We start from the raw sequence: 16,777 nt of genomic DNA on the forward strand, positions 1-16,777 counted from the left end.
AACGCCTCCTTGTGTTAACCCACAACCAGGTTAAGCAATTTGCCCGGAACATAGATCACTTTACGAACCGTAACCCCGTCCAGATATTTAGCGACCAGATGTTCCTCAGCAGCGCGCGCGCGCACTTGCTCTTCGGTTGCATCGGCTGCCACAGTGATTTTAGCGCGAACCTTGCCGTTTACCTGCACAACGACCAGCTTGGAGTCTTCGACCATAGCTTGCTCATCGGCTTGCGGCCAGGCTGCTGTATCCACATCACCTTCGCCACCCAGAGCCTGCCACAGTGAGAAGCAAACGTGTGGCGTGAACGGATACAGCATCCGTACCACAGACAGCAGCGCTTCTTGCAACAGCGCGCGATCTTGCTCGCTTTCTTGCGGCGCACGGGCCAGTTTGTTCATCAGTTCCATTACCGCGGCGATCGCGGTGTTGAACGTCTGACGACGGCCGATATCGTCGGTCACTTTAGCGATGGTTTTATGCAGATCGCGGCGCAGCGCTTTTTGATCTTCGTTCAGTGTCGCAACGTTCAGCGGCTGAACTGCACCTTTTTCCAGATGTTCGTAGGCCAGTTTCCAGACGCGTTTCAGGAAGCGGTTTGCCCCTTCAACACCGGATTCCTGCCATTCCAGCGTCATTTCTGCCGGTGAAGCGAACATCATGAACAGGCGCACGGTATCCGCGCCGTATTTCTCAACCATCACTTGTGGGTCAATGCCGTTGTTTTTCGACTTCGACATTTTGCTCATGCCAGCATAGACCAGTTCACGACCTTGTGGATCGGTGGCTTTAATAATGCGGCCTTTGTCGTCACGTTCAACGTTGGCGTCGACTGGAGAAACCCAAACGCGCTCACCGCTGTTGCCGGTGTAATAGAAGGCGTCTGCCAACACCATTCCCTGACACAGCAGGCGTTTTGCCGGCTCATCGGAATCCACCAGACCTGCGTCACGCAGCAGTTTGTGGAAGAAGCGGAAATACATCAGGTGCATGATGGCATGTTCGATGCCACCAACATACTGATCAACCGGCAGCCAGTAGTTGGCGGCGGCTGGGTCCAGCATACCCTTGTCGTACTGCGGGCAGGTGTAACGCGCGTAGTACCAGGATGACTCCATGAAGGTATCGAAGGTGTCAGTTTCACGGAAAGCAGGCTGACCATTTACGGTGGTTTTCGCCCACTCTGGATCGGCCTTGATCGGGCTGGTGATGCCGTCCATTACCACATCTTCAGGCAAGATCACCGGCAGTTGGTCTTCCGGTGTTGGCATCACGGTACCGTCTTCCAGCGTCACCATTGGAATTGGCGCACCCCAATAACGTTGACGGGAAACGCCCCAGTCACGCAGACGGTAGTTCACCTTGCGCTGGCCGACGCCTTTGGCGACCAATTTGTCGGCAATGGCGTTGAAACCGGCTTGGTGATCCAAACCGTCAAACTCGCCAGAGTTGAACAGCGTGCCTTTTTCGGTCATCGCTTCGGCTTGCACATCGGGTTGGCTGCCGTCGAGTGCCAGCACGACCGGTTTGATCGGCAAACCGTATTTGGTCGCGAACTCCCAGTCACGTTGATCGTGAGCAGGGACTGCCATCACGGCACCTGTGCCGTATTCCATCAGTACAAAGTTGGCAACCCAAATTGGCACTTGCTCGCCAGACAGTGGGTGGATGGCGAACAGGCCAGTAGGCATGCCTTTCTTTTCCATCGTCGCCATTTCGGCTTCGGCCACTTTGGTGTTACGGCACTCTTCGATAAATTCAGTCAGTGCAGGGTTGTTCACTGCACCTTGCTGCGCCAGCGGGTGGCCCGCGGCAACGGCGACGTAAGTGGCACCCATAAAGGTGTCAGGACGGGTGGTATAAACCGTCAGTTTCTCATCGCTGCCCGCCACGTCAAAGGTGATGTCCACCCCTTCAGAACGGCCAATCCAGTTACGCTGCATGGTTTTTACCTGCTCTGGCCAGCTTTCAAGCGTGTCCAAATCGTTGAGCAGTTGATCGGCGTAGTCAGTGATTTTAATAAACCACTGAGGGATCTCTTTACGCTCAACCTTGGTGTCACAGCGCCAGCAGCAGCCGTCGATAACCTGTTCGTTGGCCAACACGGTCAGATCGTGTGGGCACCAGTTCACCGCGGAGGTCTTTTTATAGACCAAACCTTTTTCGTACAGCTTGGTGAAGAACCACTGTTCCCAACGGTAGTAATCTGGATCGCAGGTGGCGATCTCGCGATCCCAGTCATAGCCGAAGCCCAGCAGTTTTAGCTGGTTCTTCATGTATTCGATGTTGTCGTAGGTCCACGGAGCCGGTGCGGTGTTGTTTTTGACCGCAGCACCTTCCGCCGGCAGACCGAACGCATCCCAGCCGATCGGCTGTAGTACGTTTTTACCTAGCATGCGCTGATAGCGCGAGATCACGTCGCCGATAGTGTAGTTACGAACGTGCCCCATGTGCAGACGGCCTGATGGGTATGGCAGCATGGATAGGCAGTAATACTTTTCCTTGCTCGCATCTTCGGTAACTTTGAAAGTTTGCTTCTCTTCCCAGTGAAGCTGTACGTTCGATTCTATGTCTTCTGGACGGTATTGCTCTTGCATGGCGGCTGGTGGTCCTGTAGGTGTAAAACAGCTACATCCGTAGCATTCTGTTGAGTACTTATAGATCCGCATAGCATAGCTGATAAGACCTCTCGGCAACAACACCAAGCGCCCGACTCCGCGTATTTAAAAAATCGCCGCCATGATATGACTCACATCTTGAGGATCCCGTGCGTTGCCAAGTGACATCAGCAATTTACCGCTAAAATGATAAGAGCTACTTTATACCCGTCATCTTTCAAGCCGCAGCTAGGCGCCTGGCTGCAACTTGAAAGCTATAGGGTATGGGAGGAAAGCCCTGTCACGTAAGTTCATCGAGGAGAGATTATGAACAAGGTTGCTCAGTACTACCGCGAATTGGTGGCATCTCTGACCGAACGTTTGAAAAATGGCGAGCGTGATATCGACTCACTGGTTGCGAGCGCTGAAAAACGGCTGAATGAAGCCGGTGAGCTGACGCGCGAAGAAGTGGAGCAGGTTACTCAGGCAGTACGGCGCGATTTGGAAGAGTTTGCGCGTAGCTACCAGGAAAGCCGGGACGAATTTACCGATAGCGTTTTTATGCGGGTGATTAAGGAGAGCTTGTGGCAGGAGCTGGCGGATATCACGGATAAAACCCAGTTGGAATGGCGAGAAGTCTTCAAAGACGTCAGCCATCATGGCGTTTACCACAGCGGTGAAGTCGTCGGTCTGGGTAACCTGGTGTGCGAACAGTGCCATCATCATATGGCATTTTACACACCAGAAGTGCTGCCACTATGTCCGAAATGCGGTCACGATCAGTTCCAGCGTCGTCCTTTCGAGCCTTAATATTCCCACGCCCCGGACTTCTCCCACAGAGAAAGAGCCGGGGCAGGAGCATTGCCATTAACCAAACAGTTTCTTCATCAGGTTACTGAGAAAACCACCGCTAGCTGGGGCTGTTGCTATTTCAGGTTGACTGACGGGCGCGATGTACTGCGCAGCAGGCACTTTCTGAGCTACTGCAATACGGCTGTCCTGCGTCGCTTTTTCTGCTGCTTCCGGCCCGTAAGCAAAACCTTCCGCCAACACGAACTCCACGTCAGTAATACCGATAAACCCTAAGAACAGCTTCAGATAAGGTGTGATCAGATCTGTTGGCGTATCGGCATGGATACCGCCGCGGCTGGAGATCACGATCGCTTTCTTACCGGTGACCAGGCCTTCTGAACCCTCTGAGGTATAACGGAAGGTTTGGCCAGCACGTGCCACCAGGTCGAAATAGATTTTCAACTGGGTCGGGATATTGAAGTTGTACATTGGGGCGCTGATGATAATGGTGTCGTGCGATTTCAGTTCGGCAATCAGCTCATCGGAAAGCGCCAGCGTCTTTTGCTGACGTGGTGTTAAAGGCTTATCGCCGGCACTAAAGCCGCCAATGACTTCGCCATCCAGCTCCGGCAGGGTCGGATTGGCCAGGTCGCGGAAGGTAAAGCTGTCACTTGGGTGTGCTTCACGCCACTGTTGAACAAAAAAATCGACTAATTTTCCAGACTGGGAGTAATCACCCAGGATACTTGATTTCAGGACCAGTATACGACTCATCGGGTATTCTCCAGGCTTGGTCTAAGGTGTCAGTGCTGCTATGCATTTGATAGCATCTTAGAGGCAAGCCTGGATCAGTGATAGCGTAAAAATTCGCTGAGTTAAATCAAAAAAATTGAATGTATGAGGGTGCTATCAATCAGTAACGCGCCACGCGTTCGGTTAACAGATTGATAAACCCTTCGCGGTCAATGTCGGTCAGCACTTCCACATTGGCCGCTTTGCCGTTTTGCCCGAAGATATCCACCACCGTCATCCCCTGGGTGTACTCCCCTTTGGTTTCTACACCGACCCAGCGTTCGATACTGCCAAACAACTGTGGTGCCAGTAGCCAGGCGATGGTGCAGGGGTCGTGCATTGCGGCACCGGGTAACCCGCGCGGGTGACTGAGATACAGCGGCAGGTAGAAGTCGAGCATTTCTGCTACGGCCTGCGCCACAGGGTTTTTGATGTTCCGGATACGTTCAATATCCTGTGGCAGCACCAACGCCTGGTGAGTCACATTCAACCCCGCCATAGTCATTGGTACACCGGATTTCAGGACCATTTCGGCGGCTTCCGGGTCGACGAAAATATTAAACTCCGCCACCGGGGTGGTGTTGCCGGCGTTCATGCCGCCGCCCATAAAGACGATACGCTCAATGTTGCTTTTCAGCTCAGGGTATTGAGCCAGCAGCAGGGCGATGTTGGTCATTGGGCCGGTGACCACCAGTGTGATCGGGTCTGGGCTGCTGCGCAGCAGGCTGGCGATCAGTTCGACGGCGGTTTGTGTGACCGGCTTGATGGAGGGTTTTGGCAGATGGGTATTGCCCATGCCGGTTTTGCCATGCACATAGTCGGCAATCACCAGCTCACGCATTAGTGGGCCCGCAGCACCGGCGGCGACAGGAATATCTTCGCGTTTCATCAGCGTCAGCAGGCCGAGCGCGTTATGCAGGGTTTTCTCCGGCGTCTGGTTACCGGCAGAGGTGGTGATGGCTTTAACGTCCAGTTCCGGAGAACTCAGCGCCATAGCAAGGGCAATGGCATCGTCGAGGCCGGGATCACAATCGATAATGATAGGGCGAGGCATATTTATCTCCTTTTTACCCGTCGTCTTTCAAGCTGCAGTGTTGTTACCTGCACTCGCTCACCCCAGTTACTTACTCAATACTCAAGTAAGCGCCTGGGGATGAGCGAGCTGGTCGCCTAGTTGCAACTTGAAAGCCATAGGGTAGAGTTGTGTTCCGAGCATCGGATCAAAACCAGGGAGAAACAAGCGCTTTTAGTGCCGGGAGGGGAGAGATGCGCCCCGAATGGAGCGCATGCATATTGAGACAAGTGTTGTTTTTTTCCTGAGATACCCGGGCCTAGCGCACCGAGGGGCGTTCTCCCTAATAACGGGCACGAGCGCATCAGTTAAATCAGTGCAGGATTTTTGCCAGGAAGTCTTTGGCACGTTCCGATTCTGGGTTGTTGAAGAAGTCGTCTTTATTGCGGTCTTCGACAATTTTGCCTTCGTCCATAAAGATCACCCGGTTGGCCACTTTGCGGGCAAAGCCCATTTCGTGGGTTACCACCATCATGGTCATGCCTTCGTTCGCCAATTCAACCATAACGTCCAGCACTTCGTTGATCATTTCCGGATCGAGCGCAGAGGTGGGTTCATCGAACAGCATGGCGATAGGATCCATGCACAGCGCACGGGCGATAGCCACACGCTGCTGCTGGCCACCGGAAAGCTGGCCGGGAAACTTGTTGGCATGAGCGGTCAGACCGACGCGCTCCAGCAACTTCAGGCCTTTCTCGCGTGAGGCGGCTTTGTCGCGTTTGAGCACTTTAACCTGTGCCAACGTCAGATTGTCGATGATCGACAGATGAGGGAACAGCTCAAAGTGCTGAAACACCATGCCGACTTTGGAACGCAATTGCGCCAGGTTGGTTTTCTTGTTGTTGACCGGCGTACCGTTCACCAGGATATCGCCCTGTTGGATCGGCTCCAGGCCGTTGACGGTTTTGATCAGGGTGGACTTGCCTGAACCTGAAGGACCGCAGACAACCACCACTTCACCTTTTTTGACTTCAGTGGTGCAATCGGTCAGAACCTGAAAGTGACCGTACCACTTAGAAACATTTTTCAGGGATATCATCAAACAGTCCTTTTCTTCAAATAGCTTACCAGCGCCGAGGCGGCGAGACTGATAACAAAGTAGACAAAGCCGGCAAACAGGATCATTTCGACCTGTGTACCGTCGCGCTCACCGATGGTGGAAGCGGTACGGAAGAAGTCAGCCAGGCTCAGTACATACACCAGAGAGGTATCCTGGAAGAGTACGATGCCTTGGGTCAGCAGCAGCGGCACCATGGCGCGGAACGCTTGCGGCAAGATCACCAGCCTCATGGATTGCCAGTGGGTCATACCTAATGCCAGCGCTGCTGAGGACTGACCGCGCGAAATACTGATAATGCCGGCACGGATAATTTCCGAGTAATAGGCCGCTTCAAACAGGGAAAAGGCTACCATAGCCGAGATCAGGCGAATATCGGTTTTCGGTGATAAGCCTAGAACCTGTTGTAATAAGCTTGGAACAACAAGATAGAACCACAGCAACACCATAACCAATGGCACTGAGCGGAACAGGTTGACGTACACGGCAGCGAACCAACTGATCGGCTTGAACGGCGACAGTCGCATGACGGCGAGAATGGTGCCCCAAAGGATACCAACAACGATGGCGGTCACGGTGATCTTCAACGTGATGACCAGACCCTGCAGGAGATAGGGGAAGCTTGGGACAATGGATGCCCAGTCAAATTCGTACATTATTTACTCCCCATATTGCCGGGCAACTGCACTTTTCTTTCTACCAAACGCATAAGCAGCATGATGACGGCATTGATGCCGATATAGGCCAGCGTAATTGCGGTAAAGGATTCATAGGCATGCGCTGAGTAATCGAGCAATTTGCCCGCTTGGGCAGCCATGTCGACTAATCCGATAGTGGAAGCGATGGCGGAGTTTTTGACCAGGTTGAGCATTTCCGAGGTCATCGGCGGCACAATCACCCGGTAAGCATTCGGTAACAGCACGTAGCGATAGGTTTGTGGCAACGTCAGGCCCATAGCCAGCCCGGCAGCTCTCTGGCCGCGTGGCAGTGACTGGATGGCGGCACGAACCTGCTCGCACACACGTGCAGCCGTAAACAGCCCAAGGCACAGCATTGAAGAAACAAAGAACTGCACGTTAGGATCGAGTTCAGTTTTGAACCACATGCCGATGTTGGTAGGCAGCAGTTCCGGGATCACCAGATACCAGGTAAAGAATTGTACGATCAGCGGCACATTACGGAACAATTCAACGTAACAGGTGCCAAGGGTGGAAAGAAAGCGGTTGGGTACGGTACGCAAGATACCGAATAGCGAACCGACAAAGAAAGCGATAATCCACGCACAGACGGAGAGGGCTACCGTTACCTGAAAGCCAGACCAAATCCAGCCGAGATAAGTGGTATTCCCAAACGGGGCCTGCTGCAGAAAGATACCCCAGTTCCAATCTATTGACATAACAAACTCCGTTAAGCGGGCGCAGAGCGCCTAAAGATTGATGACTATTCAACGCCGATGGCCCCGCGGCCAGTCGGGCTGACTTATGTGTGCGGGCATCAGTGGTTCGTTATAGGGGAAAATGCGAGAGGGGAACGGCCTCCCGCATTCCTGTCTGTCCCAGTCATCAACAGGGCTGGTTTGGCCTGGTGGCCGCCGCAGCTCTTGTTCTATTAGTTCAATGCTTTATCGTTAGGTTCTTTGAACAATTTCTTCATGTCGTCTGACAGTTCGAAGTTCATGTTGAGGTTCTTTGGTGGGATAGGTTGTTTGAACCACTTATCGAACCATTTTGTTGCTTCACCTGAAGTCTGTGCCTGAGCGATAGTGTCATCGACCAGTTTTTTGAACTCAGGATCGTCTTTACGCAGCATACAGCCGTAGGCTTCTTGAGATTGCGGCGTTCCAAGAATTTCCCATTGGTCCGGTTTCTTCGCTTTCGCGCGCTCACCTGCCAGCAGGGCGTCATCCATCATAAAGGCCACGGCACGGCCGCTTTCCAGGGTACGGAATGAGTCACCGTGGTCTTTGGCGCTGATGATGCGCATGTTCATTTTGTTGCTGTCGTTCAGCTTATTGAGCAGCACTTCAGAGGTGGTACCAGACGTCACGACGACCGGTTTACCTGCCAGATCTTTGAAATCTTTAATGTCAGAGCCTTTTTTCACCAACAGGCGGGTGCCGACCACGAAGATGGTGTCGGAAAAGGCGGCCTGTTTTTGGCGCTCAAGGTTGTTAGTGGTTGAGCCACACTCGAAATCAAAGGTCCCGTTTTGCAGCAGCGGAATACGGTTCTGTGACGTTATTGGCAACATTTTTACCTGCAGGTTAGGCAGGTTCAGTTTTTTCTTAACAGCATCAACGATTTGGTTGGAGTAGTCCTGGGAGTAACCCACAACTTTCTGCTGGTTGTCGTAGTAGGAGAACGGCACTGATGATTCGCGGTGGCCGACAACGATCACGCCGTTATCTTTGATTTTCTTCAGCGTACCGGTCAGTTCTTCCGCATGGGCTACGCTACCCGCCATACCGATCAGCAGTAACGATAACGCCAATTTACGCATTTGCATGGTCCAACTCCTTTGCTGTTGTGGTGGCTCAAATTCAAAGAGCATCAGATTCAAAATGGAGGTCTATTGCTTAAGTTATAAAGATAGTCTTAGTACTGATAACCGTTAGAAAATAGCCGATTGTGAACGGATTGAAACTAAAATGTTTCATTTTTTGAGACGCCACGCGCACCAAATTAATGCAACAAAATCTCAATGCACCTATATGGTGCCGCTCATGCTCTCGAGTTGTGCACAAGTGCGACAAAGCGTCAGTAAAAGTAAATCGGTCATCAATTACAGAGTAATTAAAGCAAGGAGTGTGCCAGAAACGTTGATTTAGCAATGGTTTATGTCAGCCGGGTTTCAAACTGTGACGATATGAGAGGTTATGGAAAAGCGGGGCATTGAGGCGGGGGCGTGCCAACGGCAACGCCCCACGGGATTATTTACGACGCAGTTTGAGGATCAGCGCCAGGCCACCGAGCAGTAAAGTAATTGTCCACAATGGCGTGGCGCCAAAGCGGGCATAAGGTGTGATGCCGGTGGTTGGTGTCATTTTCACTTCTAGTACCTTACGGGTGAACTGCGGAATCTCCGCGATCACCTCGCCGTTAGCGTCAACGGCGGCAGTGACACCATTGTTGGTACTGCGCAATAGCGGACGGCCCAACTCCAGAGCACGCATACGCGCCATCTGGAAGTGCTGCCACGGGCCGATAGAATGGCCGAACCAGGCGTCATTGGATATGGTCAACAGGAAGTTGGTATCCGGACGGAAGTTATCGCGAACCTGTTGGCCCAAGACAATTTCATAACAGATCGCCGCAGTCAGGTTATATCCCTTCACACTGAGCTGTGGCTGGACATAATCGCCACGGCTGAAGGAAGACATGGGTAGATCAAAGAATGGGGCCAGTGGGCGTAACAACGTCTCCAGCGGGACAAATTCGCCGAACGGCACTAAATGGTGCTTGTTGTAGCGGTCTTTGGCCGGGTAGGTATAGGGTGTGGGTTCGCCCAATACAATGGCGCTGTTGTAAATTTGCTGCCCCTGCGGTGTTGCACGCACGTCAACAATGCCGGTGATCAGGCTGCTGTTTTTTGCACGCATCAGATCATCCATCATGGTCAGGAAACCATTCTGGCTGGCTTCATAGTCAGGGATGGCGGATTCCGGCCAGATGATGATCGGCGCTTTGCCCACATAAGGGCGCGTTTCATCCAGATAGGTCTGTAATGTGCTGACCAGCGCCTTCGGATCCCATTTCATCGACTGGGCGATGTTGCCCTGAACCATCGCGACGTTGACTGCTTTGTCCGGCTGTGGGGTAAACCAGTGCAATTGGCGCAGTGGCCACGGTAACAGCAGCAGCGCGATGGCAACCACCGCTGGCGTGATACGGCGCTGATTCACGGCATACACCAGCAGCCCGGCGATCGCCATCAGAATAAAGGTGATGGTATCGACCCCCATCAGCGGGGCGATGCCTTTTAACGGCCCGTTGAGCTGGCTGTAGCCGAACTGTAGCCAAGGGAAACCGGTCAGTACCCAACCACGCAGAAACTCGGTCACTTGCCACAATACCGGCGCGGCAATGGCCAGGCGGTACCAACGGGTGGCAGGCCACAGTCGTGCCAGCAGCCCGGCAAACAGCCCGGTATACAGCGACAAATAGGCGGCCAGTAACGCGACCAGGAAAATATTAACGGAGAAGGGCATGCCACCGAAGTCGGCAATGCTGACGTAAACCCAGTTAATGCCCGTACCGAATAGACCGAAGCCCCAACAGAAACCAAGTAAAGCGGACTGTTTGGTTGTGCGATTCAGGGTAACGGCCAGCAGGCCAAACAAGGAGACAATGGCCGCAGGCCAGATATCGTAAGGAGAAAATGCCAGCGTACCGCTGGCACCGGTCAACAGCGCCAGTAGGGCGCGAACCCACTGGCGTTCAAGGAAAGAGGCTTTAGCCATGTTTAATTTAGTCTTCCAGTTTCGGTTGCGGAGAATCGTCCGGAATTTTTACATGAACCTGGATGATACGTCGACTGTCGGCCATCGCAACTTTAAATAGGTAACCTTCGATTTCAATGGTTTCCCCCCGCGCAGGCAGATGACCGAAGGCTTGCATCACCAGACCACCGATGGTGTCGACCTCGTCATCACTGAAGTGAGTGCCGAAGGCTTCATTGAAGTCTTCAATCGGTGCCAACGCACGCACGGTATACATGTGACGGCTGAGCTGGCGGATATCCAGATCGTCTTCGTCATCATATTCATCTTCAATTTCGCCGACAATCAGCTCCAGAATGTCTTCGATAGTGACCAGGCCGGATACGCCGCCGAATTCATCAATGACAATGGCCATGTGATAACGCTGGGAGCGGAACTCCTTCAGCATCCGGTCAACTCGCTTACTTTCCGGCACCACCACTGCGGTGCGCAGCACTTTGTCGATGCTAAATGCTTCAGATTCTGCCCGCATAAACGGCAGCAGATCCTTGGCCATCAAAATGCCTTCGATGTGATCTTTATCTTCGCTGATCACCGGGAAGCGCGAGTGGGCGGATTCAATAATCACGTCCAGGCACTCTTCCAGCGTTTGGTTGCGCTTGAGCGTCACCATCTGGGAGCGCGGAATCATGATGTCGCGCACGCGCTGCTCGGCGATATCCATCACGCCTTCCAGCATGTCTCGGGTATCGGGATCGATCAGGTCGTTTTGCTCGGAATCACGGATCAGCTCTACCAGATCACCACGGTTTTTGGGTTCGCCGTGGAACAGCTGGTTAAGGATAAGAGTAAAGAACCCCTTCTTGGGACTGGGGCTGTCATTGCTTTGTGAATGGTCGTCGCTCATGGCGTTTTAGTTAACATCACTCATGTCAGAGTTAGGGGAGTCAGCGACAGCCCCATACAGGGGCTGTGGGGAAATCAGCTGACGTCAGAGAGGGTCTTTTTCCGCCAGGTACGGGTCCGGGTAGCCCAGGCCGTGCATGATTTCGGTTTCCAAAGACTCCATTTCTTCGGCTTCATCGTCTTCGATGTGGTCATACCCTAGCAGATGAAGGCTGCCGTGAACAACCATATGCGCCCAGTGCGCTTCCAGTGCCTTCTCTTGCTCAACCGCTTCCTGTTCAACGACCTGACGACAGATGATCAAATCGCCAAGCAGCGGTAGCTCGATACCCGGTGGGGCTTCGAACGGGAATGACAGCACATTGGTGGGTTTGTCCTTACCGCGATAAGTCAGGTTTAATTCGTTGCTTTCGGCCTCGTCTACCAGGCGAATGGTCACTTCGGCCTCTTCTTGAAACTGCGGTAGCACACCTTCCAGCCAGCGCTGGAAGGTGGCCTCGTCTGGCAGACCGTTACTGTCTGCACAGGCAATCTGCAGATCCAAAATCACCTGACTCATGGTATCTCCTGCTCGGAGGCGATAGTCGCCTCGCGCTTACGTTGTTCGTTAATGGCGTCTTTGCGTTTCTGTTCGGCGGCTTCCCAGGCTTCATAGGCGATCACCACGCGGGCAACGACCGGATGTCGCACCACATCTTCGCTGTGGAAGAAGTTGAAGCTCAGCTCTTCGACGTCCGCCAGCACTTCCATCGCGTGGCGCAGGCCGGATTTTTGGTTGCGTGGCAGGTCTACCTGCGTCACGTCACCGGTAATCACCGCTTTTGAGTTGAAGCCGATACGCGTCAGGAACATCTTCATCTGTTCGATGGTGGTGTTCTGGCTTTCATCAAGGATGATAAACGCATCGTTGAGGGTACGACCGCGCATATAGGCCAGCGGCGCAACTTCAATCACATTGCGTTCAATCAGCTTTTCTACACGCTCGAAGCCCAGCATTTCAAACAGGGCGTCGTACAAAGGGCGCAGGTAAGGATCGACCTTTTGACTCAGATCCCCGGGCAGGAAGCCCAGTTTTTCACCGGCCTCGACGGCAGGACGAGTCAGCAGAATACGACGAATGTCCTGACGTTCCAGTGCATCTACCGCGGCAGCAACCGCCAGATAGGTCTTACCGGTCCCCGCAGGGCCGATGCCGAAGGTAATGTCATGATCGAGAATATTGGCGATGTACTGTGCCTGGTTCGGCGTACGCGGTTTCACCATGCCACGTTTGGTTTTAATGGTGACGGCTTTACCGTAATCCGGCACGCTGTCAGCAACCTGTTCCAGCACCCGACTTTCTTTGATAGCCAGATGAATCTGTTCCGGATCGATATCCGGAATGACACCGCGGATAGGGGAGGTGTCCACATACAGGTGGCGCAGAATATCGGCGGCGGCAACCACGCACGGGTTCTTGCCAATCAGCTTAAAACGATTGTCACGGCGGTTGATCTCAATACCCAACCGGCGTTCGAGTTGTTTGATGTTCTCATCAAACGGGCCGCACAGGCTGAGTAATCGCTTATTGTCTGCCGGCTCTAACAAAATTTCTTGTGTTGCGACGTTCAAACTATTCCTCAAGGCTCATATCGGGCCTGGTTGATTTTCGGTACGCGCATTCAGGGCAAAACCTGAGGTTCTCTACCTTGAATTATTCATGGTGCGACGCACTGGCGCAAGTTTACCCATGATCTATCTGTGCGCCGACGGCGAAATTCAAGGGCTGATAGAGGAAAAACGCGGCCTAAACAGCCGCGTAATAACGTGAGAATAATGTCTGCGGATCAGTTCTTTTTCACGAACTCGGATTTCAGCTTCATTTGACCAAACCCATCGATCTTACAGTCGATGTTGTGGTCGCCTTCCACCAGGCGGATGTTCTTCACCTTGGTGCCAATCTTCAGCATTGAAGAGCTACCTTTGACCTTCAGATCTTTTACCACGGTCACGGCGTCGCCGTCGGCCAGCAGGTTGCCGTTGGCATCTTTGACAATCAGTGCATCGTTGTCTTCTGCTGGGGCGCTGTCGCTCCACTCGTGGGCACATTCAGGACAGATGAACATGGCGTTGTCCTGATAGGTGTATTCGGAGTTGCACTTCGGGCAGTGTGGGAGTTGCATGTTATGTCGCCTCTTTAATCAAAAAAATAAAAAAAGAAAATTGCCGGGCGCGTGGCCCGACAGAGAAATAATAAGGATAAACATTATCGTGGCGGCGGGAAGCGCGACCGCCACGTTTAGCGCCAGGCGAAAACAGCGTTAGGGTTGGTAGATGCCGACACCCAGAGCGTTTTCTTTGCGGGTACGGGCGATCACCGACTGCGGGGATTCATGTACGCGCAGATCCATCTGCTGTTCGGTACGCACCACTGCGCCACGCAGTGAGTTGGTCAAGACTTCGGTGATTTCCACATCGACGAACTGGCCGATCATGTCTGGCGTGCCTTCAAAATTCACCATGCGGTTGCATTCGGTACGACCGGCTAATTCCATCACGCTTTTGCGCGAGGTGCCTTCCACCAAAATGCGCTGTACGGTACCCAGCATGCGACGACTGAACTGCAGGACCTGCTGATTGATGCGATCTTGCAGAATGTACAACCGCTGCTTTTTCTCTTCTTCGCTGACGTCATCAACCATATCGGCCGCCGGGGTGCCCGGACGTGACGAATAAATAAAGCTGAAGCTGGCGTCGAAGTTGATCTCGGCAATCAGGTTCATGGTCTGCTCGAAATCGGCCTGGGTTTCGCCCGGGAAGCCGATGATGAAGTCTGAGCTGAGCTGAATGTTTGGACGCGCCTTGCGCAGTTTGCGAATGATCGCTTTGTATTCCAGTGCAGTGTGCGCACGCTTCATCATGGTCAGGATGCGATCTGAGCCACTCTGCACCGGCAGATGCAGGAAACTGACCAGCTCTGGCGTATCTTCATACACGGCGATGATGTCGTCACTGAACTCGATCGGGTGGCTGGTGGTGAAACGGATGCGATCAATACCGTCAATGGCCGCCACCAGACGCAGCAGTTCAGCAAACGAACAGATGTTGCCGTCGTAGGTGGCACCGCGGTAGGCGTTGACGTTCTGGCCAAGCAGGTTCACTTCCCGCACGCCTTGCGCTGCCAATTGTGCGATTTCGAACAGCACGTCGTCGCTTGGGCGGCTGACTTCTTCGCCGCGGGTATAAGGCACTACACAGAAGGTACAGTACTTGTTGCAGCCTTCCATGATAGAGACAAAGGCCGTTGGCCCCTCAGCGCGTGGTTCCGGTAGCCGATCGAATTTTTCGATTTCCGGGAAGCTGATGTCGACCACCGGGCTGCGAGTGCCCTGCACGTGGTTGATCATTTCCGGTAGGCGGTGCAGGGTCTGCGGACCGAACACCACGTCTACGCAGGGGGCACGCGTACGGATCAATTCACCTTCCTGGGAGGCGACACAGCCGCCCACACCGATGATCAGCGCCGGGTTTTTCTCTTTCAATAATCTCCAGCGCCCCAGCATGGCGAAAACTTTCTCTTGCGCTTTTTCGCGGATCGAGCAGGTGTTCAGCAGCAGCACGTCCGCTTCTTCGGCGTTTTCGGTCCACTCGAAGCCGTGCGTGCTGTTCAACAGGTCTGCCATTTTTGATGAATCGTATTCATTCATCTGGCAGCCCCAGGTCTTTATATGTAGTTTTTTCGTCATTGACTTGCCATTACTCAGTGCGGAGCGAAAGTTGCGATACGCGACATGCAGGGTGCTATTGTAAACATTTGACGCCGTTGTGACCAGCGTGGGGAAAACGGCATGCAACCTGAAGCCAAATTAAAAATCCGTTACACTGATGCCAAACGCCATGCCGGTGGGGATGGCGATAATCCACTAAGAAAATATAGCCAATATGAACACTTCTCAAAAACGGTATGACGCCGTGGTGGTCGGGGGCGGAATGGTCGGTGCTGCCGCTGCTCTGGGGCTGGCGCAGGCCGGTTGGTCCGTGGCCTTGCTGGAACATCAGGCGCCGCAAGCGTTCGATGCGCAAAGTCCACCGGATCTGCGCATTTCTGCGATTGGCTGCACATCGGTGGGGTTACTCAAACAACTTGGTGCCTGGCCAGCGGTACAAGCCATGCGTACGGCACCGTATCGTCGCCTGGAAACCTGGGAGTGGGCATCTTCACGGGTGGCATTTGATGCCGTCTCGCTCGGTCTGCCTGAACTGGGTTTTATGGTGGAGAACCGCATTCTGCAACTGGCCCTGTGGCAACAATTAGAGCAATGCGAAAATCTGACGCTCTGCTGCCCCGCCAGACTGCGTTCTCTGCAACGTGCCGATAACCATTGGCAAGTGACATTGGACTCTTCTGAGACGCTAGAGGCGCGTCTGGTGGTGGGGGCTGACGGTGCCAACTCACAGGTACGCAATTTGGTGGCTATTGGCACTAACGGTTGGCAGTATCGCCAGTCCTGCATGCTGATCACCGTCGATACCGGAGCACCGCAACAGGATGTGACCTGGCAGCAGTTTTTCCCTTCCGGGCCGCGTGCTTTCCTGCCGCTATATGATCAATGGGCTTCGTTGGTGTGGTACGACAGCCCACAACGCATCCGTCAGCTGCAAGCAATGCCGCCAGTGCAGTTGGAGCGGGAAATCGCAGAGGCGTTTCCTGCACGTCTGGGGGCGGTAAAAGTACATGCTGCCGGCTCGTTCCCACTGGCACGTCGACATGCTCAGCGTTATGTATTGCCAGGTTTGGTATTGCTCGGTGATGCGGCCCATACCATTAATCCACTGGCTGGACAGGGCGTTAACCTGGGCTATCGCGATGTGGAAGCGTTGTTGGCCGTAGTGAGTGATGCACGGGAGCAGGGCGAGGACTGGAGCAGCGAAGCGGTGCTAATGCGTTATCAGCGTCGTCGCCGTACCGATAATCTGCTGATGCAAAGTGGTATGGATCTCTTTTATACCGCCTTTAGCAATAACTTGGCGCCGCTCAGCGTGGCTCGCAATATTGCACTGATGGCAGCTCAGCGGGCGGGCAAGCTGAAGGAGCATGCGCTGAAATACGCGTTGGGGCTGTAGTGAGGTTTTCCTGTAGGGCG

The 16,777-nt window shown here is 53.5% G+C and carries 15 protein-coding genes; 2 read left to right on the forward strand and 13 right to left on the reverse strand.

What is annotated here, in order from left to right; all coding sequences use genetic code 11:
• Positions 1–14 precede the first annotated feature (14 nt).
• Complete coding sequence (gene leuS / locus SGR01S_RS06215; RefSeq protein WP_061806868.1) at positions 15–2,597, reverse strand: leucine--tRNA ligase; 2,583 nt, start codon at positions 2,595–2,597, stop codon at positions 15–17.
• Between the two features lie 327 nt (positions 2,598–2,924).
• Here leuS and SGR01S_RS06220 point away from each other — a divergent pair, with 327 nt between their 5' ends.
• Positions 2,925–3,407, forward strand: coding sequence for a zinc ribbon-containing protein (locus SGR01S_RS06220; RefSeq protein WP_037418010.1), 483 nt, complete (start codon positions 2,925–2,927; stop codon positions 3,405–3,407).
• Between the two features lie 57 nt (positions 3,408–3,464).
• Here the strand turns inward: SGR01S_RS06220 and SGR01S_RS06225 are convergent, their stop codons facing one another.
• The 12 genes from SGR01S_RS06225 to miaB form a co-directional block, all read right to left on the reverse strand.
• Positions 3,465–4,163 (reverse strand): FMN-dependent NADH-azoreductase, encoded by a 699-nt coding sequence (locus SGR01S_RS06225; RefSeq protein WP_061806869.1) that lies wholly within the window; start codon positions 4,161–4,163, stop codon positions 3,465–3,467.
• Between the two features lie 139 nt (positions 4,164–4,302).
• A complete protein-coding gene (rihA, locus tag SGR01S_RS06230) occupies positions 4,303–5,235 on the reverse strand; it encodes a pyrimidine-specific ribonucleoside hydrolase RihA (protein WP_061806870.1) in 933 nt (310 codons plus the stop codon).
• 331 nt (positions 5,236–5,566) lie between these two features.
• Positions 5,567–6,292, reverse strand: a complete 726-nt coding sequence (locus SGR01S_RS06235; RefSeq protein ID WP_012005648.1) for an amino acid ABC transporter ATP-binding protein — start codon at positions 6,290–6,292, stop codon at positions 5,567–5,569.
• Positions 6,292–6,966: a glutamate/aspartate ABC transporter permease GltK gene (gene gltK, locus SGR01S_RS06240; protein WP_037418016.1), complete on the reverse strand. Its 675-nt coding sequence runs from the start codon at positions 6,964–6,966 to the stop codon at positions 6,292–6,294. Before gltK ends, SGR01S_RS06235 begins: the two co-directional genes overlap by 1 nt.
• A complete protein-coding gene (locus SGR01S_RS06245; RefSeq protein WP_037418020.1) occupies positions 6,966–7,706 on the reverse strand; it encodes an amino acid ABC transporter permease in 741 nt (246 codons plus the stop codon). The genes gltK and SGR01S_RS06245 overlap by 1 nt, the downstream gene beginning before the upstream one ends.
• A gap of 212 nt (positions 7,707–7,918) precedes the next feature.
• Positions 7,919–8,815: an amino acid ABC transporter substrate-binding protein gene (locus SGR01S_RS06250; RefSeq protein WP_037418024.1), complete on the reverse strand. Its 897-nt coding sequence runs from the start codon at positions 8,813–8,815 to the stop codon at positions 7,919–7,921.
• A 424-nt stretch (positions 8,816–9,239) separates the two neighbouring features.
• A complete protein-coding gene (gene lnt, locus SGR01S_RS06255) occupies positions 9,240–10,769 on the reverse strand; it encodes an apolipoprotein N-acyltransferase (protein ID WP_061806871.1) in 1,530 nt (509 codons plus the stop codon).
• A gap of 7 nt (positions 10,770–10,776) precedes the next feature.
• The gene (corC, locus tag SGR01S_RS06260) at positions 10,777–11,655 is read right to left on the reverse strand and encodes a CNNM family magnesium/cobalt transport protein CorC (RefSeq protein ID WP_037418030.1); all 879 of its coding nucleotides are present in this window, start codon (positions 11,653–11,655) and stop codon (positions 10,777–10,779) included.
• A gap of 84 nt (positions 11,656–11,739) precedes the next feature.
• Positions 11,740–12,213 carry an rRNA maturation RNase YbeY gene (gene ybeY / locus SGR01S_RS06265; RefSeq protein ID WP_020825630.1) on the reverse strand — a complete coding sequence of 158 codons (474 nt, stop codon included), beginning with the start codon at positions 12,211–12,213 and terminating at the stop codon, positions 11,740–11,742.
• Positions 12,210–13,265: a PhoH family protein gene (locus SGR01S_RS06270; protein WP_037418034.1), complete on the reverse strand. Its 1,056-nt coding sequence runs from the start codon at positions 13,263–13,265 to the stop codon at positions 12,210–12,212. Before SGR01S_RS06270 ends, ybeY begins: the two co-directional genes overlap by 4 nt.
• Before the next feature lie 215 nt (positions 13,266–13,480).
• Entirely contained in the window at positions 13,481–13,816 is a 336-nt protein-coding gene (locus SGR01S_RS06275) for a zinc ribbon domain-containing protein YjdM (RefSeq protein WP_037418037.1), read from the reverse strand.
• Between the two features lie 138 nt (positions 13,817–13,954).
• Complete coding sequence (gene miaB, locus SGR01S_RS06280) at positions 13,955–15,379, reverse strand: tRNA (N6-isopentenyl adenosine(37)-C2)-methylthiotransferase MiaB (RefSeq protein ID WP_037418039.1); 1,425 nt, start codon at positions 15,377–15,379, stop codon at positions 13,955–13,957.
• A gap of 196 nt (positions 15,380–15,575) precedes the next feature.
• Here miaB and ubiF point away from each other — a divergent pair, with 196 nt between their 5' ends.
• On the forward strand, positions 15,576–16,757 hold the full coding sequence (gene ubiF, locus SGR01S_RS06285; protein WP_061806872.1) for a 3-demethoxyubiquinol 3-hydroxylase: 1,182 nt from the start codon (positions 15,576–15,578) through the stop codon (positions 16,755–16,757).
• The last annotated feature ends 20 nt before the right edge of the window (positions 16,758–16,777 follow it).

It is taken from the genome of Serratia grimesii NBRC 13537, assembly GCF_001590905.1.
In the GTDB taxonomy this organism is placed as follows: domain Bacteria; phylum Pseudomonadota; class Gammaproteobacteria; order Enterobacterales; family Enterobacteriaceae; genus Serratia; species Serratia grimesii.